19 protein-coding genes are annotated in these 23,390 nt (G+C 67.4%); 17 read left to right on the forward strand and 2 right to left on the reverse strand.

The annotated features are described in order from the left end of the window. Nucleotides 1-9 precede the first annotated feature (9 nt). A complete protein-coding gene (locus tag ACIA49_RS40335) occupies nt 10-1,767 on the reverse strand; it encodes a bifunctional metallophosphatase/5'-nucleotidase (protein WP_396383644.1) in 1,758 nt (585 codons plus the stop codon). 150 nt (nt 1,768-1,917) lie between these two features. On the opposite strand from ACIA49_RS40335, the gene mshD reads away from it, so the two are divergent. From mshD to ACIA49_RS40350, 3 genes are all read left to right on the forward strand, one after another. Then, complete coding sequence (gene mshD, locus ACIA49_RS40340) at nt 1,918-2,850, forward strand: mycothiol synthase (protein WP_396383645.1); 933 nt, start codon at nt 1,918-1,920, stop codon at nt 2,848-2,850. 159 nt (nt 2,851-3,009) lie between these two features. Continuing rightward, on the forward strand, nt 3,010-3,618 hold the full coding sequence (locus tag ACIA49_RS40345) for a DUF6318 family protein (RefSeq protein ID WP_396383646.1): 609 nt from the start codon (nt 3,010-3,012) through the stop codon (nt 3,616-3,618). 458 nt (nt 3,619-4,076) lie between these two features. After that, the gene (locus tag ACIA49_RS40350) at nt 4,077-4,517 is read left to right on the forward strand and encodes a PKD domain-containing protein (RefSeq protein ID WP_396383647.1); all 441 of its coding nucleotides are present in this window, start codon (nt 4,077-4,079) and stop codon (nt 4,515-4,517) included. A 618-nt stretch (nt 4,518-5,135) separates the two neighbouring features. On the opposite strand, the gene ACIA49_RS40355 is transcribed toward ACIA49_RS40350, so the two are convergent. Next, on the reverse strand, nt 5,136-6,191 hold the full coding sequence (locus ACIA49_RS40355) for an alpha/beta hydrolase (protein ID WP_396383648.1): 1,056 nt from the start codon (nt 6,189-6,191) through the stop codon (nt 5,136-5,138). Between the two features lie 76 nt (nt 6,192-6,267). On the opposite strand from ACIA49_RS40355, the gene ACIA49_RS40360 reads away from it, so the two are divergent. The 14 genes from ACIA49_RS40360 to ACIA49_RS40425 all read left to right on the forward strand — a co-directional run bounded on the left by ACIA49_RS40360 (nt 6,268) and on the right by ACIA49_RS40425 (nt 23,350). Further along, nucleotides 6,268-8,427, forward strand: coding sequence for an RNA degradosome polyphosphate kinase (locus tag ACIA49_RS40360; protein WP_396383649.1), 2,160 nt, complete (start codon nt 6,268-6,270; stop codon nt 8,425-8,427). 89 nt (nt 8,428-8,516) lie between these two features. Continuing rightward, on the forward strand, nt 8,517-9,395 hold the full coding sequence (locus tag ACIA49_RS40365; protein ID WP_396383650.1) for an NUDIX domain-containing protein: 879 nt from the start codon (nt 8,517-8,519) through the stop codon (nt 9,393-9,395). Between the two features lie 150 nt (nt 9,396-9,545). Beyond that, nucleotides 9,546-10,010: a bifunctional nuclease family protein gene (locus tag ACIA49_RS40370; RefSeq protein ID WP_396383651.1), complete on the forward strand. Its 465-nt coding sequence runs from the start codon at nt 9,546-9,548 to the stop codon at nt 10,008-10,010. A 109-nt stretch (nt 10,011-10,119) separates the two neighbouring features. Continuing rightward, nucleotides 10,120-11,388 (forward strand): hypothetical protein, encoded by a 1,269-nt coding sequence (locus ACIA49_RS40375; RefSeq protein ID WP_396383652.1) that lies wholly within the window; start codon nt 10,120-10,122, stop codon nt 11,386-11,388. 139 nt (nt 11,389-11,527) lie between these two features. Next, nucleotides 11,528-12,772, forward strand: coding sequence for a hypothetical protein (locus ACIA49_RS40380; RefSeq protein ID WP_396383653.1), 1,245 nt, complete (start codon nt 11,528-11,530; stop codon nt 12,770-12,772). Between the two features lie 133 nt (nt 12,773-12,905). Then, nucleotides 12,906-14,186, forward strand: coding sequence for a hypothetical protein (locus ACIA49_RS40385; protein WP_396383654.1), 1,281 nt, complete (start codon nt 12,906-12,908; stop codon nt 14,184-14,186). A gap of 65 nt (nt 14,187-14,251) precedes the next feature. Further along, entirely contained in the window at nt 14,252-15,514 is a 1,263-nt protein-coding gene (locus ACIA49_RS40390) for a hypothetical protein (RefSeq protein WP_396383655.1), read from the forward strand. Nucleotides 15,515-15,628: 114 nt separating this feature from the next. Beyond that, on the forward strand, nt 15,629-16,900 hold the full coding sequence (locus ACIA49_RS40395) for a hypothetical protein (RefSeq protein ID WP_396383656.1): 1,272 nt from the start codon (nt 15,629-15,631) through the stop codon (nt 16,898-16,900). 111 nt (nt 16,901-17,011) lie between these two features. Further along, a complete protein-coding gene (locus tag ACIA49_RS40400; protein WP_396383657.1) occupies nt 17,012-18,301 on the forward strand; it encodes a hypothetical protein in 1,290 nt (429 codons plus the stop codon). Nucleotides 18,302-18,537: 236 nt separating this feature from the next. After that, entirely contained in the window at nt 18,538-19,668 is a 1,131-nt protein-coding gene (gene pstS / locus ACIA49_RS40405) for a phosphate ABC transporter substrate-binding protein PstS (protein WP_396383658.1), read from the forward strand. Between the two features lie 129 nt (nt 19,669-19,797). Further along, complete coding sequence (pstC, locus tag ACIA49_RS40410; RefSeq protein WP_396383659.1) at nt 19,798-20,964, forward strand: phosphate ABC transporter permease subunit PstC; 1,167 nt, start codon at nt 19,798-19,800, stop codon at nt 20,962-20,964. Next, the gene (pstA, locus tag ACIA49_RS40415) at nt 20,961-21,881 is read left to right on the forward strand and encodes a phosphate ABC transporter permease PstA (RefSeq protein ID WP_396383660.1); all 921 of its coding nucleotides are present in this window, start codon (nt 20,961-20,963) and stop codon (nt 21,879-21,881) included. Before pstC ends, pstA begins: the two co-directional genes overlap by 4 nt. Nucleotides 21,882-21,902: 21 nt before the next feature. After that, nucleotides 21,903-22,679, forward strand: coding sequence for a phosphate ABC transporter ATP-binding protein PstB (gene pstB / locus ACIA49_RS40420; protein ID WP_396383661.1), 777 nt, complete (start codon nt 21,903-21,905; stop codon nt 22,677-22,679). Between the two features lie 104 nt (nt 22,680-22,783). Further along, nucleotides 22,784-23,350, forward strand: a complete 567-nt coding sequence (locus ACIA49_RS40425) for a hypothetical protein (RefSeq protein WP_396383662.1) — start codon at nt 22,784-22,786, stop codon at nt 23,348-23,350. The last annotated feature ends 40 nt before the right edge of the window (nt 23,351-23,390 follow it).

Consider the following 23,390-nt stretch of genomic DNA (forward strand, 5'->3'; position numbering starts at 1 on the left):
GGTCCCAGGTCAGGAGCCGATCGAGATGCGGTCGGTCGCGCCCGGCGTGTACGGGTCGTGCGCGGTCAGGTAGTTGGCGAAGGCATCGATGTCGAGCCCGCCGAAGACCTTGTTCGTCGCGGTCGTGAACGCCGGGAACCCGTCACCACCGTCGGACAGGAAGTTGTTCGTGACGATCCGGTACGACGTCGCGTCCACCAGCGGCTGTCCGCCGATCTTCACCGAGCCGGCCACGATCTTCGACCCCGCGGCGGCGGCCGGGTTCCAGGTGTAGGTGATGCCCGCGACCTGGAGCACCTTGAACTTCCCGGCCTCCGGACCGTTCACCCCGGAGAACTGCTGCTCGAGCAGCGCCTTGATCTGCGCCCCGGTCATGTCCATCGAGACCAGGAAGTTGTTGAACGGCTGCACGGTGAAGGCCTGCCCGAAGGTGACCTCACCGGCGTTCGACGCGAGGTCGGCCCGGATCCCGCCCGGGTTCATGAACGCCGCCACCGGCGCCTTGCCGCCCGACACCACCGACGGGTCGGCCAGCTGACCGTCCGCGATCAGGTTGCCCAGCGGGGACTCCAGCGAGTCGTCCGGGGTCCGCGACACCGCCGTACCGGTGATGTGGCCGATGACCTTGTTCGAGATCGGCGCCACCAGCGTCTGGTACTTGCTGACCAGGTCGGTGATCCGGCGGTCGGCCGGGACGTCACGGGTGACGATCTCGTTGTTGGCCAGTGTGTTCAGCCGGTCGACGTCACCGGTCGCGTTGTCGATGCTCAGCCGGACCTCGGTGATCAACCGGCCGAACGACGAGGCGCTGGTGACGAGCCGCGGCTGACCGGCGCTGTCCGGCAGGCTGCAGTTGTAGCCCTGGTGCGTGTGTCCCGAGATGATCGCGTCGATCTCCGGGTCGAGACCCTTGTTGATGTCGACGATCGGGCCGGAGATCCCCGGGCAGCTGTCGTACGCCTTCGGGTCGGCCGGGAAGCCACCCTCGTGCAGCAGCACAACGATCGACTCCACCCCCTTCTTCTTCAGCTCCGGGACCAGCGCGTTCGCGGTCTCGACCTCGTCCTTGAAGGTCAGCCCCTCGACCCCGGACTTGGTGACGATGTTCGGGGTGTTCTCCAGCGTCATCCCGATGAAGCCGACCTTGCGGCCGTCGTCGAAGGTCTTGATCGTGTACGGCTTGAACAGCGTCTTCTTGGTGTTCTCGTAGAACACGTTGGCCGACAGGTACTTGAAGTCGGCGCCCTGGAACGGGTGCTTCTTGTCCGGGCAGGAGTTCTGGTTGTTCTGCCCGTCGCCGTCCTTCAGGCAGCCGCCGTTCTGCATCCGGAGCAGCTCGCGCCAGCCCTCGTCGAACTCGTGGTTGCCGACCGAGGTGGCGTCCAGCCCCATCTCGTTCATCGCTTCGACGGTCGGCTCGTCGTGGAACGCGGCCGACAGCAACGGCGACGCCCCGATCAGGTCACCCGCGGCGACCGTGACGGAGTCCTGGCCCTTCGCCTCGGCCTCGAGCCGCAGGTCCTTCAGGTGCGTGGCGAGGAAGGCCGCCCCACCGGCCGGAACCCCGTTGATGTTGCCGCTCGAGCCGGTCGGCGCCTCCAGGTTGCCGTGGAAGTCGTTGATGGCGAGCAGCTGGATCTGGGTGTGCGTCGGCTTCGGTCGTGCCGGGTGTGCCTGGGTCACGGTTCCCCCCGTGGCCAAGCCGAGCACCGCAACCGCGCCGACGGTGACCAGGCCGAGGGCCCGGCGTCGGTTCAGCCACTTCATCTCTCGTCCTGTCAAGGCCATGCTGTGTCAACTCCGTCGTTGTAGCGAGCACCGCGGGATTTGCCGCGCAGTCCCGAGAAATTACCTGAGGAGTAGTTGGCCTTCCAAGGACTCGAGCATGAACTCAGCCGGACCTTTTACGGTATTCCCGTGACCCTCGAAGCAGTTCCCTCACCGTTGCCCCCGGCTACCGCCTCCGCCGTCACAGAGCTCGCTCACGCGGCCGCACAGAGCGACGGCGTGAACCCGCTCGACGAGCGCACCCTCCTGCACCTCGACGGCGAACACCCCGGCGACCTGCACGTCCTCGCCTACGACGGACATCTCGGCACCATCGACCCCACCACCCGCAACCTGATCGGCTACGCCGCCCTCTCCCCCGAAGGCTCCGCCGAACTCGTCGTCACCCCCGCCGCCCGCCGCCAAGGCACCGGTACGGCGCTCCTCCGGATGCTGCTCGACCACGCCGGACATCGCCTCGCCGTCTGGGCCCACGGCCGTCTCCCCGGCGCCGACGAACTCGCCGCCCGCCTCGGGCTCGAGGTATCCCGCGAACTCTTCTTCCTCCGCCGTACCCGCGCCGACCTCCCCGACCCGGTCTGGCCCGACGGCATCACCGTCCGCCCCTTCGTCCCCGGCCAGGACGACGCCGCCTGGCTCAAGGTCAACAGCGAAGCCTTCGCCACCCACCCCGAACAAGGCTCCTGGACCCAGTCCGACCTCACCGACCGCCTCCACCAGCCCTGGTTCGACCCGGCCGGCTTCTTCCTCGCCATAGATGCCGACGGCAACCTCGCCGGCTACCACTGGACCAAGGTCGAGGACGGCGTCGGCGAGGTCTACGTCGTCGGCGTCTCCCCCACCCACCAAGGCGCCGGCCTCGGCAAAGCCCTCACCCTCCAAGGCCTCATCCACCTCCAGACCACCCGCGCCCTCGACACCATCACCCTCTACGTCGACGGCACCAACACCCCAGCCCGCCACCTCTACGAAACCCTCGGCTTCACCACCGCCGCCCAACACGTCCAATACACCCCCGTGACCGACGCCACACCGAATTCATCCCCTCACTCCGCGTCATAATCCCCAACCCCCACCCGTCCCACCACCAACCAGGAGCCGTCCGCGCCTCTAACCCCCCAGCCGGACGGCTCCTGGCCTTATCCACAACTGCACCAACTGACATCACCCCGCCACCCCCACTCCGTCTACGATCAAACCGACTACGGAGAGGTGAACCCGGTGACACCCCGCAACTGGCCCCTGCCCGCCCTGACCGCCTGCGCCGCCACCCTGGCCCTAACCGCCTGCGGCCCCGGCAGCCCAGAAGCCGGCCGCCCCAACACAGCCCCACCGGCGTCATCGGCGACGCCGACAGATTCTGCCTCGACGCCAGGGGCTACCGCACCTCCAGGCAGCCCCGGCGCACAACCGACGCGACCGCAGACTGCAGGCGGCTCCAGCCTCTCGGCGGGAGAAGCCTTCATAGGTTTCTACGTGGGGCTCATGAACTACGCGTACGAGACCGGTGACCCCGACGCGCTCCTGGCCGAAAGCGACAAAGGCTGTCTCGGATGCAAAGGGTTCGCGGAGTACGTCCGCAAGGTCAACGCGAAGAACGGCGGACTGACCGGCGACTACAAAGATCGCCTCACGAGCGTCAAGGAGATCTTCCGGGGAACCGACGGAAAGGTCGGCGGTTCGGCCGCGCTCAAGAGTGGGGTCTTCGAAGAACGGACCTCGCCGAGCGCCGCGCCCGTCGCACATGACCCGGGCACCGGCTCGCTGGAGTTCACCCTGTCGGCGCGCGACGGAAACTGGGTGATGTACGAGATGCAGATCAAAGAATGATCCGCAATCTGCTCCGGGCAAGCTTGCTCACCTCGCTGGCGGCGATGGTGATCGTCGGGGCAGCCGGCTCAGCCGACGCGTCGGCTGACTGGGAGACCGGACAGGCGCTGCAGCTCAGCCGGGGTAAGCCGAAGCCGCATGTCAAAGGCAGAGGGGCCGCTTGGGGAGCAACGATTACCGGCACGACCCAGACCCGCCGGACCACCAGGCGGCCGGCGCAACCCCCGCGGACCACAGTGGAGAAGCCTCACAAGCCGAGGAAGCACATCCCGAAGGCTCCCACAGGCGCCAACCCCGTTCGCCTTCCTTTTCGGCTGAATATTGGACTTTGTGGGCGGATGGGACCGGATGGGACGGTTCCTGGGCCGACTCGTTGTCAGCCGACGGGTCCGATCCCGCCCCGGCAGCCGGGACGACCGCCGACACCGCCGCCCGTCGTACAGCCGCGGCCGGAGGATGTGACGTGGGAGGAGGTACTGGCGGAGTCGAAGGATGTGGTGTTTCCGAAGCTGACGGTTCATGTGCAGCCGAAGGACCGGACGCTCGTCAATCAGGACACGATCGTCTACACCGACGACAACGGCGAGACGACGGTCCCGGTGGTGGTCCGTGGCTTTCCGGTGATCGTGACGGCGGTGCCGCTGAGCTTCACGTGGCACTTCGGGGATGGGACGAGCACGACCACGGAATCGCCGGGAAAGCCGTTCCCCTCGAAGGAGATCACGCACAAGTACATGAAGCGCGGTGACCTGAGTTTGTCGGTCACCGTCAACTACGGCGCGAGTTTCCAGGTCGCCGACCTCGACCCCCAGTACATCGGCGAAGTCCCGATTACCGGACCGGGGACGCCGTTGCAGGTGCGTGAGGCGGTGCCGGTCTTGGTTGATCCGCCGCGCTAACGACCGCGCGTTGCGGCGTACCGGTCTCTTGCCCGTGTGGTGGGTCAGTCGCCCGGCGTGCTGGTGGATTGGCTAGGCGCTGTCCCGGCCATCGGTGACCTGCTTGGGGGTGTGGACAGGAACGGGGGCCGTGAACAAGGCATAGCTTGTTCAGAGCCCCCGCGGAGAGTGCGCACCCAGGCTGTATCCGATGCCCCCGGTACCGGACCTGCACCACCGTCCAACCTCCCACGCGGCTACTCGGCCAGGTGACGCTGAGCGTGAACCATCCCAGCCGCGCAAAGTTAGACGGTGCTGGCGGTCCGCCTCCGCCACCCCACACCCTCCCTCCGCATCCTCCGCCCCCGGTCAACACGCTGGGTTCAGTCGCCGTGAAAACCAACGGTCCGACGGCGAGTGGAAGGAGATTGCTGCCGGAAATCGATGTCCAGCAGCGCAGTGCCCGCCGGACCGACAACGCGCGAACCACCCCACACAAACCCAACAAGAACCCAAAAGACGAAGAAGGATCAACCTGGACGGATATCCGTCCATGGTGCGGGAGCCCGGCGCAGGGTGCGTTTGCGGGGATATCCGGTCAAATTGCCGTGGCTGGTACGGCGGTCAGCGGGGGCGGAGTTAGTGAAGGGCGGTTCGGAGGTGGGTGGTTAGGGCGGTTAGGGCGGCGGCGGTGGCTCCGGGGAGGGTTACCAGGTTGTAGTGGCCGTGGGGGAGGGTGTTGTGGGCCAGGTGGGTTACTTCTACGCCGGCGGATTTGAGGGCCTCGGCGTACTCGACGCCTTCGTCTCGGAGGGGGTCGAAGCCGGAGGTGGTGATGAGGGTGGGCGGGAGGCCGGTGAGGTCTTTGGCGAGGAGGGGCGAGACGACGGGGTCGGGGCGCAGCAGGGGGTCGGGGGTGTAGTGGTCGCGGTACCAGAGGATGTCTTCCTCGGTGAGGAGGAGGTTCTCGCCGAAGAGGTCTCGGCTGGGGCGGCGGCCGACCAGGTCGACGGCGGGGTACAGGAGCACCTGCAGTGCCGGCCGCGCGAAGTCGCGAGCAACGGACTGCTGCGCCACCACAGCTGCCAGGTTCCCACCCGCGCTGTCGCCACCCACCGCCACCAGAGCAGGGTCGACGCCCAAGTCCTCGGCGTGCTCGACAGCCCAGGTGAAGGCTGCGATCGCATCCTCAGCGGCAGTCGGTGCCGGAGCCTCCGGAGCCAGTCGGTAGTCGACTGACAGCACGCGGATACCGGCGTCGTCGGCAATGACGCGGCACAGCGAGTCGTGAGTATCAAGGTCACCGACGACCCAACCGCCGCCGTGCAAGAAGACCAGCAGACCACGCCCGGCGTTGCGGGGAACGTAGAGCCGCGCACCAAGCTGACCATCGGCGCCGCGGACGGTGAGTTCGGTCACACGCAGTAGCTCCCGTGGGTGACCAGCGATCAGCTTGTTCACGCTCCGGAACGACGCCCGGGCCTTGGTCGCGTCCGATTTCGTTGTGTCGGGCAACAACCCGTTCACGCGCACCAGCAGCTGGATCTCGGGGTCCAGGGTGTTCCCGTCGATCTGCAGCGGAGCGCCGGCCAGGCGCCGCCGGACGGCGGTGGGCAGCGCGTAGATCGGGGTCAGCGCGTTCGCCTGTACGGCGGACACGGTGCTGCGGAGCAAGGCGTCCAGTCGAGGGTTCACAAGGAGTGACGCTAGCAACAAGATCGAAGGACGCGTCGACATGCCCTCCGCCACCTCGTGTTCACCAAAGGATGGGATGCTGGTCGACGTGGCTGGAGATTTGCTGGCGTCCCATAATCGCGAGTACGACGTCGAACCGCCGTACGACATCGCGGCGGCCGGTGATCTCCCGGCGGATCGCTTCTCGGATCGTGAGCTGAGCTGGCTGGCGTTCAACCAGCGGGTGCTGGAGCTGGCCGAGAACGACACCGTCCCGTTGCTCGAGCGGGCCAAGTTCCTGGCCATCTTCGCCAGCAACCTGGACGAGTTCTACATGGTCCGGGTGGCCGGTCTGAAGCGCCGGATCGCGGCCGGGGTCGCGGTGAAGGCGGCCAGTGGGCTACTCCCCCGCGAGGTGCTCGACCGCAGTCTGTCCCGGAGCCGTGAGCTGATGGATCGGCAGGCCGACACCTGGCGCAAGGTGGTCCAGCCGGCGCTGACCGAGCAGGGCATCGACATTCTGCGTTGGGTCGATCTGGAGCACAGCGAGCGCGAGGAGATGACCCGGTTTTTCCGGGACCGCGTCTTCCCGGTGCTGACTCCGCTGGCCGTCGACCCGTCGCACCCGTTCCCCTACATCTCCGGCCTGAGCCTCAACCTGGCCGTCGTGGTCCGCAACCCCGACTCCGGTGGTGAGCACTTCGCGCGAGTGAAGGTGCCGCCACTGCTGCCGCGGTTCGTGCAGGTGGCCGAGGGCCGCTTCGTCCCGCTGGAGGACGTGATCGCGGTCCACCTGGACCAGTTGTTCCCCGGCATGGAGGTCATCCAGCACCACACCTTCCGGGTGACCCGCAACGAGGACCTCGAGGTCGAGGAGGACGACGCGGAGAACCTGCTGGCGGCGCTCGAGAAGGAGCTGCTGCGTCGCCGGTTCGGCCCGCCGGTCCGGCTCGAGGTCGAGGAGTCGATCGACCCGCAGGTGAAGGCGCTGTTGCTGTCGGAGCTGGGCGTCAAAGAGGCCGAGGTGTTCGAGCTGCCCGGTCCGCTGGATCTGCGTGGCCTGTTCACGATCGCCGGTCTGGACCGCGCCGAGCTGAAGTACCCGGCGTTCGTCCCGTCCACCCACCCGCACCTGGCGGAGGTGGAGACGTCCAACCCGGCGGACATGTTCTATGCGCTCAAGCAGCGCGACGTCCTGGTCCACCACCCGTACGACTCCTTCTCGACCAGCGTGCAGCGCTTCATCGAGCAGGCGGCCGCCGATCCGCATGTGCTGGCGATCAAGCAGACGCTGTACCGCACCTCCGGTGACTCCCCCATCGTCGATGCCCTGATCGACGCGGCCGAGGCCGGCAAGCAGGTTCTGGTGCTGGTGGAGATCCAGGCCCGTTTCGACGAGACCGCGAACATCAAGTGGGCCCGTCAGCTCGAGCACGCCGGCTGCCACGTCGTGTACGGCGTGATCGGGCTCAAGACGCATTCCAAGCTCTCCATGGTGGTCCGGGACGAGCCGGACGGCCTGCGTCGCTACGTCCACATCGGCACCGGCAACTACCACCCCAAGACGGCCCGGCTCTACGAGGACCTCGGTCTGCTCACCAGCGACAAGGTGGTCACCGAGGACGTCGCCCACCTGTTCAACCACCTCTCCGGTTTCGCCCGCAACGCCGGGTACCGGCGGATCCTCGTCGCCCCCCAGTCGGTACGGCGTGGTCTGCTCGAGCGCATCAACCGCGAGATCCAGCATCACCTGGCCGGTCGTCCGGCACGGGTCCGGATCAAGGTGAACAGCCTGGTCGACGAGGCGCTGTGTGACGCGCTCTACCGGGCGTCACAGGCCGGCGTACCGGTCGAGCTGTGGATCCGTGGCATCTGCACCATCCGGCCCGGCATCGAGGGGCTCTCGGACAACATCCGGGTCCGCAGCATCCTGGGCCGGTTCCTCGAGCACAGCCGGGTGTTCTGGTTCGAGAACGGCGGCGAACCCGAGGCCTGGATCGGATCGGCCGACCTGATGCACCGCAACCTGGACCGCCGGGTCGAGGTGCTCGTGCAGCTGAAGGAGCCGGATCACCTGTCCGAGATCGGTGAGATGTTCGACATGGCGCTCGACGAGGGCACGCAGTCCTGGTGGCTGCAGCCGGACAACACCTGGGAGGCCCGACTGACCACGCCGGAGGGCGAGCCGCTGCGTGACCTGCAGGAAAGACTGATCGCCACCCGTGGCCGCCGCAGAACTGCCGACCCGATCACTTAGGTTGAAGACATGAGCGAGCGCAGCGAGCTCATCATCGAGCACAGCGTATGTCGTGTCTCATACGCGCCCGGAGCGAAGCGAGGACGTGGATGAGCACCCCGGCGACGGTCATCGCCGCGGGTGGTGTCGTCTGGCGTGAGCGCCGCGGCACCCGCGAGGTGCTGCTCGTGCACCGCCCCCGGTACGACGACTGGTCCCTGCCGAAGGGCAAGCTCACGCAGCACGAGCACGTGCTGCTGGCGGCTCGGCGGGAGATCGAGGAGGAGACCGGCGTACAGGTTCTTCTCGGCCCGCCACTCGGTGTGCAGCGCTATCCGATCCGCAAGAACGGCAGCGTGACGGAGAAGCTGGTGCACTACTGGTCCGCCGTACCGACTGCGGACGGTGCCTTCCAGCCGAGCGACGAGGTCGATCAGATCGAGTGGCTGCCGGTAGACAAGGCCCGTGCGCGTCTCAGCTACCCCCGCGACGTGGACATCGTGGACACGCTGCACGGCTTGGCGCATGTCGAGTCCACGCTGGTGCTGGTGCGCCACGCGGAGGCAGTGAAGCGCAAGGACTGGGACGGCAAAGACACCCTCCGCCCACTCACCTCCACCGGTACGGCGGTCGCCACGCGGCTGAGCGACGTACTGGCTGCTCTTGGTGCCGACCGGCTGATGAGCAGTGACGCTGAGCGCTGCACGTCCACACTGCTCCCGTATGCCAGTGCGATCGAACGGCACATGCACCTCTGGCCAGAGATCTCAGAGCGTGGGTACGACGCCGATCCGCACGGCCTGCGTGGTCTGCGTGAGCGGGCCTGGAAGCCGGGCCGGGTGACCGCAGTGTGCTCGCACCGGCCGGTGCTGCCCGCACTCCAGCGCGAACTGGGGCTCAAGGCAGGCAAGTTTGCCCCTGGCGCCTTCCTGGTCGCCCACCGGCTGACCGATGGCCGGCTGCTGCACGAGCGGTTCCGCGCTCCCTAGCGTCTCGCAACACCGGAGACACGGCTCGGTGTCGATCCAGGCACAGCCGCAGGGGTGTCCGGGGGACACTGGAAGCGACGGGTATGTTCCTACCGAGGAACCGGCGCCCCACCGGGTACCGGTCTGAGGAGAGGTCGCACCATGACGATGATGCGAGAACTGACACTGATCGGGATCCGGATGGAATCGCCCAACCGGGCCCCGGTGATGATGCTGCGCGAGACCGAGGGCTACCGCTACCTGCCGATCTCGATCGGTTCGGTCGAGGCGACCGCGATCGCGTACGAGGAACAGGGCCTGCGCCCGTCCCGGCCGCTCACCCACGACCTGATGCGGGACCTGATCGAGGCCTGGGGCGTGCACCTGGAGGCGGTCGAGATCGTCGAGCTCCGCGACGCGGTCTTCTACGCCGAGCTACTGCTGGACAACGGTGCCCGGGTGTCGGCACGACCGAGCGACTCGGTGGCGCTCGCGGTGCGCCTGAACACCCCCATCCGCTGCACGGAGCAGGTCCTCGTCGAGGCCGGTGTGGCCACGCCGGAGGAGGAGCAGGCCGAGCTGGAGCGCTTCCGCCAGTTCCTGGACGGCGTCGCCCCGGAGGACTTCTCCAGCTGAGCGGTTGTGCGGCACAACGAGTTTTCCGGTCTACACCGTAGAACTGTTACCTTCTGAGTCACGTACTGGCGGCAGGGGTGATCGTCAGGCGCTCTCACCTGGGGTTCACATGCGTAAATTTGCCCTCGCGGCGACGGCTGTCGCTGCCCTCTCCGTCGGTCTCCAGACCCCCGCCTTCGCGGCGGCCCCGGACGCACCGACCGACCTCGCCATCAGCTGGGCCGGCGAAGACGTCCGCGTCACCTGGAACGACGACAATGCCCGCAGCATCGTCTACATCGAGAAGGACGGCGAAGCGCCTTTCATCGCGATGTCGCTACCGGAGACCGGACCGAACGAGGCGTTGCTGAAGACGTTCGGGCTCAAGGAATCCGACAAGACCCGCATCATCGTCAAGAGCGAGGTCGGCAGCGAACTGAGCGACGGCGCCGTGTCGGACTGGTTCGACACCCACCGCCCCGCCGTACCGGCTCTGAAAGACGCGAACCTGGCTGCGAACCTGACCACCTCGTTGAGCTGGACGCTGGCCGCAGCCACGGACTCGACGCCCAACGACCCACTCGACGTCGACGGCAACGGAACGGTCAAGGCCACCGTGGACCTGCCCGGCACCGCGACCAGCACCTACACCTTCGCCACCGGTGCGACGTCGGGCACGATCCCGGCTCAGGCCCGTCCCGCAGCGATCCGGCTGAACACCGTCAACGAGTGGGGCGCGAGCGCGCTGGACACCAAGGTCGTGCGCCTCGGCACGCTCGGCGCCGGAGTCACGGTTCCGGCCAGCGCGGTCTACTCCTCGCGGCTCGGTATCAAGAGCACGCTGGACCTGTTCACCAGCGAGGGCCGTGAAGAGCGCGCCAGCGGTATCCCGGTCGAGCTCCAGGCCCGCGCCACGGCAACCGCGCCCTGGAAGACCTACGGCCGGTACGCCGGTAACACGACGGCCGTGTTCGACACCGGTATCGCCTCACTCGGCAACCGTCAGTACCGGCTGTGGGTCCCGGCCCGCAAGGCGGTCAGCGCGAACACCATCGCCCTGACCCCCGCCACCTCCACCTCGGCCAAGTCCTCGAAGACGCTGATCAAGTTCGTCAGCAACGGCTTCACGCCGGCAACCGCCAAGCCCGGCGCCAACTCGGACCTGACCGCGAAGATCCAGCCCGCCTCCACCGTGAAGGGTGTGCTGCAGGGCTGGGACGGCAAGACGTGGGGCAACGTCTTCGCAGTCCAGTTCACCAAGGGATCCCTGGTCGTCCACGGCAGCGCCGGCACCGACCGCGGCACCTTCAAGTTCCGCATCAACCTGCCCGCGGTCACCGTCAACGGCCTGACCCTGAGCCCCACCACGAGCGGTGCCTTCACGCTCACCGTGCGCTGATTGCACGAAGCTGCAAGCCGTTGGCTTCGCTGATCCGCCAGTACGTGCGCTACTTTTCCTGTGCGTACTGGCGGCAGGGGTGATCGTCAGGCGCTCTCCCCTGGGAAATACACACATGCGCAAAATCGCAGTAACGGCAGTGAGTGCTGCCCTCCTGACCGCCGGCCTGCAGGCACCTGCCTGGGCCGCGGCCCCCGCCGCACCGACCGATCTGGCCGTCTCCTGGTCCAGCGGCAAGCTCCAGCTGACCTGGCAGGACGCCGGCGAGGCCAACAACGTCTACGTCGAGTACCCGGGCACGTCCCTGGTCACGCTGCTCGCGACGGTGCCGTCGACCGCTCCGAACGAGGCACTGCTGGCGACGACCATCGGCGTCACCGACCGGGCCCGGTTCGTCGTCAAGTCCGTCACCGGTAGCGAGCTGAGCGAAGGCGCGGCCACTCCGGAGTTCGACACCCTGCGCCCGGGGCAGCCGGTGCTGCAGGACGCCAACCTGGCAACGAACCTGACGACCCAGCTCAAGTGGTCCCAGCCCACCGTCACGGACCCGAACCCGGGCGACCCGCTGGATCTGCCCGAAACCGGCGAGACGCTCAAGGCCTTCGTCGATCTGCCCGGCACCGCCACCAACAGCTACGTGCTCGACAAGAGCACGACGTCGGCAACGATCCCGGCCCAGGCGCGCCCGGCCTCGATCCAGCTGATCGCGAGCAACGAGTGGGGCGCGATCAGCGCCACCAAGAGCGTGCGGCTCGGTACCCTCGGCGCCGGCATCACCGTGCCGTCCAAGGGGATCTACTCGGACCGGCTCGGTATCAAGAGCACCATCGACCTGTTCACCAGCGAAGGCCGCGAAGAGCGCGCCAGCGGCATCCCCGTCGAGCTTCAGGCCCGCGCCAAGAGCACTGACGCCTGGAAGACCTACGGCCGGTACGCCGGTAACACGACCGCCGTGTTCGACACCGGTATCGCGTCCCTGGGCAACCGTCAGTACCGCCTCTGGGTCCCGGGCCGCAAGGTGGTCAGCACCAACGTCATCGCGCTGACCCCGGCCACCTCCACCTCGGCCAAGTCCTCCACGACGTACGTCAAGTTCGTCAGCGGCGGCTTCAGCCCGTCGGCCGTCCGCGTCGGTGGCCGGTCGAACCTCTCGCTGAAGATCTCGCCGGCCGTCACGGTCAAGGCGCTGCTGCAGGGCTGGAACGGCCGCAGCTGGGAGAACATCGGAGACGTGCCGCTCACCAAGGGCGCATTCTTCCTCCGCGGTGACGTCGAGACCGAGCCCTACACCGTCCGGCTCCGCTTCGTCGTCCCGACACTCGTCGTCAACGGTCTGACCGTCAACGCCAACACGAGCCCTGCTTACAACCTGACGGTCAAGTAACAGGTTGTCCTGGGCACCAATTGCACGAAGCTGCAACGAATAAACCTTGCATGATCCGCCAGTGCGTGCGCTACTTTTCCTGCACGCACTGGCGGCAGGGGTGATCGCCAGGCGCTCTCACCTGGGGTTCCACATGCGAAAGACTGCTCTGACCGCGGCTGCGGCCGCCCTCCTGACCGCCGGCCTGCAGGCACCCGCCTGGGCCGCCGCTCCCGACGCACCGACCGACGTCACCATCGCGTGGGCCGACAGCAGCACCGTCAAGGTGACCTGGGTCGACACGGATCTGGCCAATTCCCTTTACTGGCAGCAGCCCGGCGGTGCCGAGGTCAAGCTGGTGGACATCGTCTCCACCGCGGCCAACGAGTACCTGTTCCCGGTCACCGTCTTCCCGAAGAACCTGGACAAGGCGAAGCTGATCGTCAAGTCCTCCACTGCCGACGGCCTGAGCGACCCGGCGCCGTCGCCGGAGTTCGACACCTTCATCCCGGCCGCGCCGGTGCTGCAGGACGCGAACCTGACGGCGAACCTCTCGACCGCGCTGAAGTGGACGCAGGCCGCCACCGCCGACGCCACGCCGAACGACCCGCTGGACGGCCCGGCCCACGAGGGCATCGAGGTCACCGCCGTCCGGCCCGACGGCAACACGGAGAGCGTCGGCACCTACGACGCCGGTACGACGTCGGCCACCGTCGCGCCGCAGCCGCGGCCGACCACGCTCACCTTGAGCTCGACCAGCCCCTGGGGCAAGGCCAAGGGCGCCAAGACGGTGAAGCTCGGCACGCTCACTTCCGGGATGACGGTTCCCGCATCGGCGCTGTACTCGAACCGGCTCGCCATCAAGAGCTGGCTGTTCATCCACAGCACTGGGAACATCGTGGAGCGCGCAAGCGGTATCCCGGTCGAGCTCCAGGCCCGCGCCAAGTCCACCGACGCCTGGAAGACCTGGGGCCGCTACTCCGGGAACACCACCGCCGCCTTCGACACCGGCATCGCCTCGCTCGGCAACCGCCAGTACCGGCTGTGGGTCCCGGCCCGGAAGGTTGTCAGCAGCAACATCATTTTTCTGACTCCGGCGGCCTCGACGGGCGTCAAGTCCTCCAAGACCCTGGTCAAGATCGTCAGCGGCGGCTTCAGCCCGACGGTCACCCGGCCCGGTGCCCGCTGGACCTTCTCGCTGAAGGTCCTGCCGGCCGTGACCGTCAGGGGCACCTGGCAGTACTGGAACTGGAACACCAACACCTGGTACAGCGACGGCCAGCTCCAGATCACCAAGGGTTCGTACTACTACCGCAGCGACCCTGACTCCGAGCTCGGCACCATCCGGCTCCGCGTCGTCGTCCCGACGGTCGTCGTCAACGGCCTGACCGTCAACGCCAACACGAGCCCCGGCTACAACCAGACCGTTCGCTGATCAAGCCCTCCCCACACACCGCCACCGCACCTGCCGTGGCGGTGTGTGCTTTTGAAAGGTTCCCCATGCGCAAGATCGTCCTCGCGGCGACCGCCGTCGCCGCCCTTACCGCCGGCCTCCAGACCCCGGCCTGGGCCGCGACCACGGACGCACCGACCGATGCCACCATCAGCTGGACGACCGATCGAACGATCCAGCTCACCTGGGGCGACCAGGGTGAGGCCAACATCATCCGGGTCGAGTACGAGACTCCGCACCGGTTCGAGTGGCTCGCCGGGACAGACACTCAACAACTCAACCGGGTGATCCTGCCGCCGACACTCGCCGAGGGGGATCGGGTCCGGCTGCTCGTCTCCAACGGTGACGACTTCGACCACTCGGCTCCGACCGCCTGGTTCGACACCCGGCGCCCGTCGGTACCAGGCCTGCGGGACGCCCAGCTGACCGACAAGCTGAACATCAACTTGTCCTGGACGACCCCCAGTACGGCGGATCCGACACCGGGCGACCCGATGGACCTCCCCGTCGATGTCACCTTCGAGGCCCAGGCGACCCTCCCCAACGGAGCGCGGGACAGCTTCCCCATCGCTTCCGGCCAGACGTCTGCCGTGCTGCCCCCGCAGCCACGCCCCGCTGCCATCCGACTGGTAGCCCGCAACGAGTGGGGCGAGACCCCCGACACCAAGCTCGTACGGCTCGGCACGATGGGCGCCGGCATCAGCGTCCCCGCCAGCGCCGTCTACAGCTCGCGGCTCGGCATCAAGAGCACGCTCGACCTGTTCACCAGCGAAGGCCGCGAAGAGCGCGCCAGCGGCATCCCCGTCGAACTCCAGGCCCGCGCCAAGACCACCGACGCCTGGAAGACCTACGGCCGGTACGCCGGTAACACCACAACCGCCTTCGACACCGGCATCGCCTCACTCGGCAACCGTGAGTACCGGCTCCTGGTCCCGGCCCGAAAGGTTGTCAGCAGCAACGTCATCGCCCTGACCCCGGCCACCTCCACGTCGGTCAAGTCGTCGACCACCCTGGTCAAGTTCACCGCCGCCGGCTTCACGCCGACGACGGACCAGGTCGGCACGACGGTCAAGCTCTCGGTGAAGATCCAGCCCGCCGCGACGGTGCAAGCCACTCTGCAGCGCTGGGACGGCAAGAAGTGGCTGAACGGCGTGAAGATCCAACTCACCAAGGGTTCGGCGCTCGTCCTGATCAAGGCCGTCGGACGCGGCACCACCTCGCGCTACCGCGTCACCGTGCCCGCGGTATTCGTCAACGGACTCACCGTCAGCGCCACCAGCAGCTCCGCCTTCACACTCACCGTGCGCTGAGATTGCACGAAGCTGCAACCGCTTCGACTTGCACCATCCGCCAGTGCGTGCGCTATTTTGCAAGCACGCACTGGCGGCAGGGGTGACCACCAGGCGTTCACACCTGGGGATCCCATGCGCAAAGCACTAGCGACGACCGCTGCCGTCGCACTCCTGACGACCGGCCTGTCCGGTACCGCCTGGGCCGCGGCCCCGGACGCACCGACCGACGTACAGGTCTCCTGGGCCGATAACGGCCAGGTCCGCGTGACCTGGAAGGACAACGGCGAGGCCAACAGGGTCCTGGAGGTCTACCCGGATACCGGGTACCCCGTGGCCGAGACGACGGCCGGCGCGTCCAATGAGGTCTTCCTGAACCCAAGCTCCTTCGAGTCCGGGAACCACGTTCGTATCTCAGTGCGGTCGGTGGGGGCAGATCAGACGTACAGCGAGCCGGCCCACAGCCCGTTGTTCGACGCCCATCGTGTGCCCAAGTTGGTGATCAACAAGGCCGAGGCGCTGTCCACGACCTCGGTACGCATCTGGTGGGAGCGGGATGCCTTCGTCGACGACACTCCGAACGACCCCCTCGACCAGCCCAGCGGTACCTGGGCCAAGGCAGTCGTGACCGGTCCGGCCGCGGGTCAGCAGACAGAGTTCGTCGTCCGCGGTGGTGTGTCGACGGCCGACGTCCCGGTTCGCCGGGGTCCGCTGACGATCAAACTCTCCACCGGCAGCGAGTGGGGACAGGCCCCGGCCAGTGAGTATCAGACCGTTCGCGTGGGAGCCGTCGACGTCACCGCGGTGCCTTCCGCACCAGCGCGCTGGATCCCGTTCTACCTCGACACCAAGCTGACGGTCCGCTATCCCGAGATCTTGAAGAACACTACGTTCGACGTTGAGGTCCACGCTCGTCCGAACAGTGCCGGCCCCTGGAAGAAGGTCGCCGAGAACGGCGGTCCGTCCGACGGTCGGCTCTTCTCCGTCTCCGGCGGCAGTGCGGGCGGTCAGGAGTACCGGCTGTGGGTCCCTGCGGCCGCGCGATACCTCGGAGACGACATCCTGGTCACGCCGCCGGCCTCGACCGCGGCGCGTTACGTGCGGAAGTACGCCGCCATCGGCACCAGCTACGCGGCCGAGACGGCGCGCGTGGGCGTGACGGTCCATCGGACGGTCACCGTTGCGCCCGCGCTTCCGCTCAAGGCCGCGCTGCAGAAGTGGGACGGCAAGACGTGGCGCTACGTGCGCGCCGTCCAGTTGGACAGCAAGGGCAAGGCCGACCTGGCGATCCGCGCTGCCGGCCGTGGGACGACCCAGAAGTACCGCATCGCGACACCCGCGGTGAAGGTCAACGGTCTGCCGGTCGAGTTCAGCACCGGCACCGCCTTCACACTCAAGGTCGTCTGACGTGCGGAGGCTCATCGCCGGTACGGCGTCCGCCGTACTGCTCAAGGCCCTCCCCATCGAAGCCAGCACCAGCTCCCCCTTCACTCTCACCGTCCGCTAGGAACCCCACACATGCGCAAACTCGCCGCCATCGGCACCACCGCCCTCCTGCTCACCGCAGGCCTGCCCACATCCGCCTGGGCCGCGGATCCGGTAGCGCCCACCGACGTTCAGGTGGCGTGGGCCGGTGACAAAGTTCGGGTCACCTGGAACGACGACGGCGCCGCGAACGAGATCTGGACGCGGTACCCCGGGACCGGCTTCGTGGAGACCAGCGGCCGCACGGTGGCGGGCGGGGCCAACGAGTTGCTGATCGACCGGTCGAGGTTCATGGACCTGGATCGGGCCGTCATCTATGTTTTCGCCCGGAAGACGACCGGGGAGAACGGCCCGATGAGCCCGAGCGTGGAGTTCGACACCCGGATTCCGGTGTACCCGATCATCGAGGACGCGAACCTGCTGGCCGACGGATCGGTGCAGCTGGTGCGCTGGAAGCAGCCTGCGATCGAGGACAAGAATCCGAACGATCCGCTGGATCGTCCGGCGTCGGACACGTACCTGGGCGCGCAGATCGCCGTACCGGGCTCGCCCGTCGAGCGGATGCCGATTCCAGCCGGCTCGACGTCGTTCACGGTGCCGCCGCGACCGCGACCGGCCAAGATCACCCTGTACGCCGGGAACGAGTGGCGCGAGGCTTCTCTGAGCAAGGACGGCAGCAACGGTCCGTGGCTCGAGCGTGCCGTCGAGGTAGGCACCATGACGCCTTCGTTCACCGTGCCCGCGCTGGGGAGCTACTCCCAAGTGCTCGACATCGACAGCACCCTCAAGTCGAACCTGACCAACATCAGCACGCTGGTACACCTGCAGGCCCGCCCGAACAGCACCGCGCCCTGGAAGACCTACGGCCGGTACGACGGGAATGTGCGCGAGCCGTTCGACACCCATATCGCGTCCTTGGGTGGGCGTCAGTACCGGCTGTGGGTACTGCCGTCGAAGCAGATCACTCAGTCGTCGATCAAGCTGACACCGGCGGCGTCGACGACAGCGAAGTCCTCGAAGACGATCGCCTGGATCTACACCCGCGGGATCATTGCTTCGAAGGCGCGCGCCGGCCGCATGGTGAACTTGAAGGTGAACGTCCAGCCTGCACTGGACCTGAAGGCCGCCCTGCAGAAATGGGACGGCAAGCAGTGGCGGTACGTTCGCGAACTGGCGCTGAGGAAGGGTGCCGTGAGCATTCAGTTCCGCGCCACGGCGCCGGCCGGGACGACCCGCTACCGTGTCCTCACTCCGGCGGTGAAGGTGAACGGGCTGCCGGTGCTGGCCACCAGCACGTCGTACTTCACCTTGACCGTCTACTGAGTGAGCGCTGAGCGTTACCTAAATGTGAGCAAATGACCGTTTTTCGATACGGAGAGTGACGAGTGCTCACTCAGTTCACCTGATGGCTGCCTGGTGGCACGCCGGGCGTCGTTTACGGTGCCGGAACCGTTCACCGGTCGTTTACCGGCGACGGGCCACCCAGTCACCTGGTCTCCCTACCGTCTGTGGAAGTTCAGAAGTCTTGATTCCCGCAGAAGGGCAACACTCTCGTGTTCGTGAATCGCCTGCTCCGCGTCGGCTCCGTCGCCGTGGCATCCCTCGGTGTGCTCGCTCTGAGCGCCTGTGGCAGTGACCCGGAGCCGTCCGGCTCCTCGAACCCGAGCTCGGGTTCGTCCTCGACCGGCGCGACCGACTGCCCGCAGGGCACGCTGAACGCCGAAGGCTCCTCGGCGCAGAAGAACGCGATCGAAGAGGTCATCAGCAAGTACAACGAGACCTGCGACAAGGTCACGGTGAACTACAACCCGACCGGTTCCGGCGCGGGCATCAAGCAGTTCAACGCCAGCCAGGTCGACTTCGCCGGTTCCGACTCGGCGCTGAAGACCGAGGCCAAGGACGGCGGCGAGACCGAGGCCGCGCAGGCCGCGAAGCGCTGCCAGACCAACCCGGCGCTGAACCTGCCGATGGTCATCGGCCCGGTCGCGATCGCCTACAACCTCGACGGCGTGCAGAAGCTCGTCCTCGACGGGGCGACCGCCGCGAAGATCTTCCAGGGTGACATCAAGACCTGGAACGACCCGGCGATCGCCAAGCTGAACGCGGGCGTGACGTTGCCGACGGCCCCGATCTCGGTGTTCTTCCGTTCGGACGAGTCCGGCACCACGGAGAACTTCACCAAGTACCTGAAGGCCGCCGGTGGTGGCGCCTGGAAGGGTGAGCCGGCCAAGAAGTGGACCGGTACCGGCGCGGGCAAGGAGAAGTCCGCCGGTGTCGCCGAGGGCGTCAAGAGCACCAAGAACTCGATCACGTACGTCGAGTGGTCGTACGCCGTCGACAACAAGCTCGGCGTCGCGCAGATCGACAACGGTTCGGGCACCCCGGTCGAGCTGTCGGCCGAGTCCGCCGGTAAGGCGCTGGCCGCCGCGAAGCCGGCCGGCACCGGGTCCGACCTGGCGCTGAAGCTGGACTACGCGACCAAGGAGGCCGGGGCCTACCCGATCATCCTGGTCACCTACGAGATCGCCTGCAGCAAGGGCCTGCCGGCCGAGAAGACCGCGCTGGTGAAGAGCTTCCTGACCTACTTCGCCGGCAAGGACGGCCAGGGTGCGCTGACCGAGCTGAACTACGCGCCGCTACCGGAGGAGATCCGGACCAAGGTCGACGCGGCCATCCAGACGATCAGCTGACCCAGCCGATCCGCTGAGTAAGAACCTGCAGTGATGCGAGCCCCGGCCGGTCCGACAAGGACGGCCGGGGCTTCGCCTCGTCGGACCGACCCCCGCAGTCCATGACCCAAGGCGCTTGGAGCACCATCGATGAGTAGTCCAGACGGCACGGCCCCGCCCGACCGGCCGGCGGATCCGGCAGCCGCCGGAGCAGAACCACAGATCGAGGACCTGGTGATCGGGTCGCCCGGCCCGGCGCCGCACTTCGACGCACTCGCCGCCGAGCACGCGGACGGTGAGACCACCAGGACCGCCGACGCGACCGGACCGAAGCTCGAGCTCGGCCCGGTCGGTCATCTCGGCGACCGGTTGTTCTCCGGCCTGGCCCGCGGTTCCGGCGGCCTGGTGGTCGCGATCGTGGCGTTCGTCGGCATCTTCCTGCTGGCGCTGGCGATCCCGGCGCTGGCCGACGACAAGAGCAGCTTCCTGTTCTCCCGGATCTGGGAGCCCGGCGGCGCCGAACCGCGGTTCGGGATCGCGGCGATGTTCTACACCACCGTGATCAGCTCGATCATCGCGATGGTGATCGCGGTCCCGATCGCGATCGGGGTCGCGCTGTTCGTCACGTACTACGCGCCGAAGCGGCTGGCCGCGCCGGTCGCCCACGCGGTCGACCTGCTGGCCGCCGTACCGTCGATCATCTACGGCCTGTGGGGCATCCTGTTCTTCGCGCCGATCCTGCGGCCGGTGATCAACGGCCTGTCCTCCGCGCTCGGCTGGATCCCGCTCTTCGACAAGCCGGTCGGCGACAACGTCGGGGTCGTCTTCACCGCCTCGGTGGTGCTGGCGATCATGATCCTGCCGGTGGTCACGGCGATCAGCCGGGAGATCTTCGCGCAGACGCCGATCGCGCACCGCGAGGGCGCGCTGGCGCTGGGATCGACCAAGTGGGAGATGATCCGGATGGCAGTCCTGCCGTACGGGCGCTCCGGGGTCACCAGCGCCGCGATGCTCGGCCTGGGCCGGGCGCTCGGTGAGACCGTCGCCGTGCTGATCATCCTGACGGTGCCGAACGGCAACGACCCGTGGACCTCGTCGATCTTCGCCGGTGGCGAGACGTTCGCATCCAAGATCGCCAACAACGCGGCCGAGTTCGACTCGCCGGAGAAGACCGGGGCCTACATCGCCGCCGGTCTGGTGCTGTTCGTGGTGACCTTCCTGGTCAACTCCGCAGCCCGCCTGATCGTCGCCCGCAGCGCCCCCGGCGCCAAGCGGCCGCGGCGGACCCGCCGTGCAGGAGAAGGAGCGTCAGTATGACGGCCATCGTCGAGAACAAGCCGGCGTACGACGGGAAGGCGCTGGACCTGACCGGGAAGTCCGGGGCCCGGGCGTTCCGGAACACGCTGGCAACCGTGTTGATCGTGCTCGCCTTCGTGGTGGCGATCATCCCGCTGCTGTGGATCCTGTGGACCGTGGTCAGCAAGGGTTACCACCTGCTGCTGAGCGCCGACTGGTGGAGCCAGTCGCAGCGCGGCATCACCGTACGGCGGGAGGGCGGCGGCGCGTATCACGCCATCATGGGCACGTTGATCATGTCGCTGATCACGGCGGTCATCGCCGTACCGATCGCCGTCATGGGTGCGGTCTACATGGTGGAGTACGGCAAGGGCACCAAGGCCGCCCGGGTCGTGAGCTTCATGGTCGACATCCTGACCGGGGTGCCGTCGATCGTGGCCGCGCTGTTCATCTACGCGGTCTGGATCACCGTCTTCGGCTTCAACCGGGTCGGGTTCGCGGTGTCGCTGTCACTGGTGCTGCTGATGCTGCCGGTCGTCCTGCGGTCCACCGAAGAGATGCTGAAGCTGGTCCCCGACGAGCTCCGGGAAGCGTCGTACGCGCTCGGGGTGCCGAAGTGGAAGACGATCCTGAAGGTGGTCGTGCCGACCGCGTTCGGCGGCATCGTCACCGGCGTGATGCTCGGTCTGGCCCGCGTGATGGGTGAGACCGCGCCGCTGCTGATCCTGGTCGGCTACTCCAAGAACATCAACACGAATCCGTTCAACGGCTTCATGGGCGCACTGCCGACGATGATCAACCAGGACCGGACCGAGCTGGCGCTGCAGCCGGCCGCGGACCGGGTCTGGGCGGCGGCCCTGACCCTGATCCTGCTGGTTCTTGTCCTCAACCTGCTGGCCCGGCTGGTCGCCCGGTTCAGCACCATCAAGTCGAAGTAATCAGAGAGGTTCTGAGTCGATATGGCAAAGCGCATCGAGGTCAGCGGCCTCAACGTCTACTACGGCGATTTCAAGGCCGTCGAGGATGTGTCGATGACGATCGAGCCCCGCTCGGTCACGGCGTTCATCGGCCCGTCCGGCTGCGGCAAGTCCACCTACCTGCGGACCCTGAACCGGATGCACGAGGTGATCCCGGGGGCCCGCGTCGAGGGCAAGGTGCTGCTGGACCAGCAGGACCTGTACGCGACGGGCGTCGACCCGGTCGCCGTACGGCGGGTTGTGGGCATGGTGTTCCAGCGGCCGAACCCGTTCCCGACGATGTCGATCTTCGACAACGTCGCGTCCGGCCTGAAGCTGAACGGGGTCAAGGACAAGAAGAAGCTCGCCCAGGTCGTCGAGGAGTCCCTCAAGGGCGCCAACCTGTGGAACGAGGTCAAGGACCGCCTGGACAAGCCGGGTGCCGGTCTGTCCGGTGGTCAGCAGCAGCGGCTGTGCATCGCGCGGGCGATCGCGGTCGAGCCCGAGGTGATCCTGATGGACGAGCCCTGCTCGGCCCTGGACCCGATCTCCACGCTGGCGATCGAGGACCTGATCGAGAAGCTCAAGGACCGGTTCACCGTCGTGATCGTGACGCACAACATGCAGCAGGCGGCCCGGGTCTCCGACCAGACCGCGTTCTTCAACCTGGCCGCGACCGGCAAGCCGGGCCGGCTGATCGAGATGGGCGCGACCAAGGCGATCTTCTCCAACCCGACCGAGAAGGCCACCGAGGACTACATCACCGGCCGCTTCGGCTGAGTCGTCGATCTCACGGACCCGCGCCCGGCGGCGCGGGTACGTGACCCTGAACCTGTGGCCCAGATAGTCTGCAGGGATTCTTCGACGTTTCAGAAGGGACAGTGGTGAGCACTCCGACGCCTCCCGGCGATGACCAGAACGACCCGCAGGACACCCCGGGCCAGACTCCGGGCGGCCAGCCGGGACAGTACGGCCAGCCGGGCTCACAGCCTGGTTACGGCCAGCAGCAGCCCGGTTACGGGCAGCAGCAGCCGGGCGCCTACCCAGGTCAGCCCGGACAGTACGGCCAGCCCCAGCAGCCTGGGTACGGCCAGCAGCCGCCGCAGGCGCCTGGCTACGGCCAGCAGACGCCGGGCGCCTACGGGCAGCAGCCCGGCCAGCCTGGCGCCGGTGCGGGCGGCTACGCCTCCTACCCGGGCGGCCAGAACTCTGGCTACGGGTACGGCGCCCAGGCCGCGCCGAGCAACACCCCGATGATCCTGTCGATCATCGGCATCGTCTGCTGGTTCTGCTGCTCCCCGGCAGCGATCGGCCTGGGTCTGTTCGCGCAGAGCAAGTACCGCGAGCAGGGCCAGTCGGACACGCTGGCCAAGGTGGCCTGGATCGGCGGCATCGCCTTCCTGATCCTCGGCATCATCGGCTACGCCACCGGCCTGGTCGGCAACCGCTGACCTTCAAGGCTTGACGGACGCCGGGTGGCTCACGCTGCCC

It is taken from the genome of Kribbella sp. NPDC051587 (assembly GCF_044453945.1).
Classification (GTDB): domain Bacteria; phylum Actinomycetota; class Actinomycetes; order Propionibacteriales; family Kribbellaceae; genus Kribbella.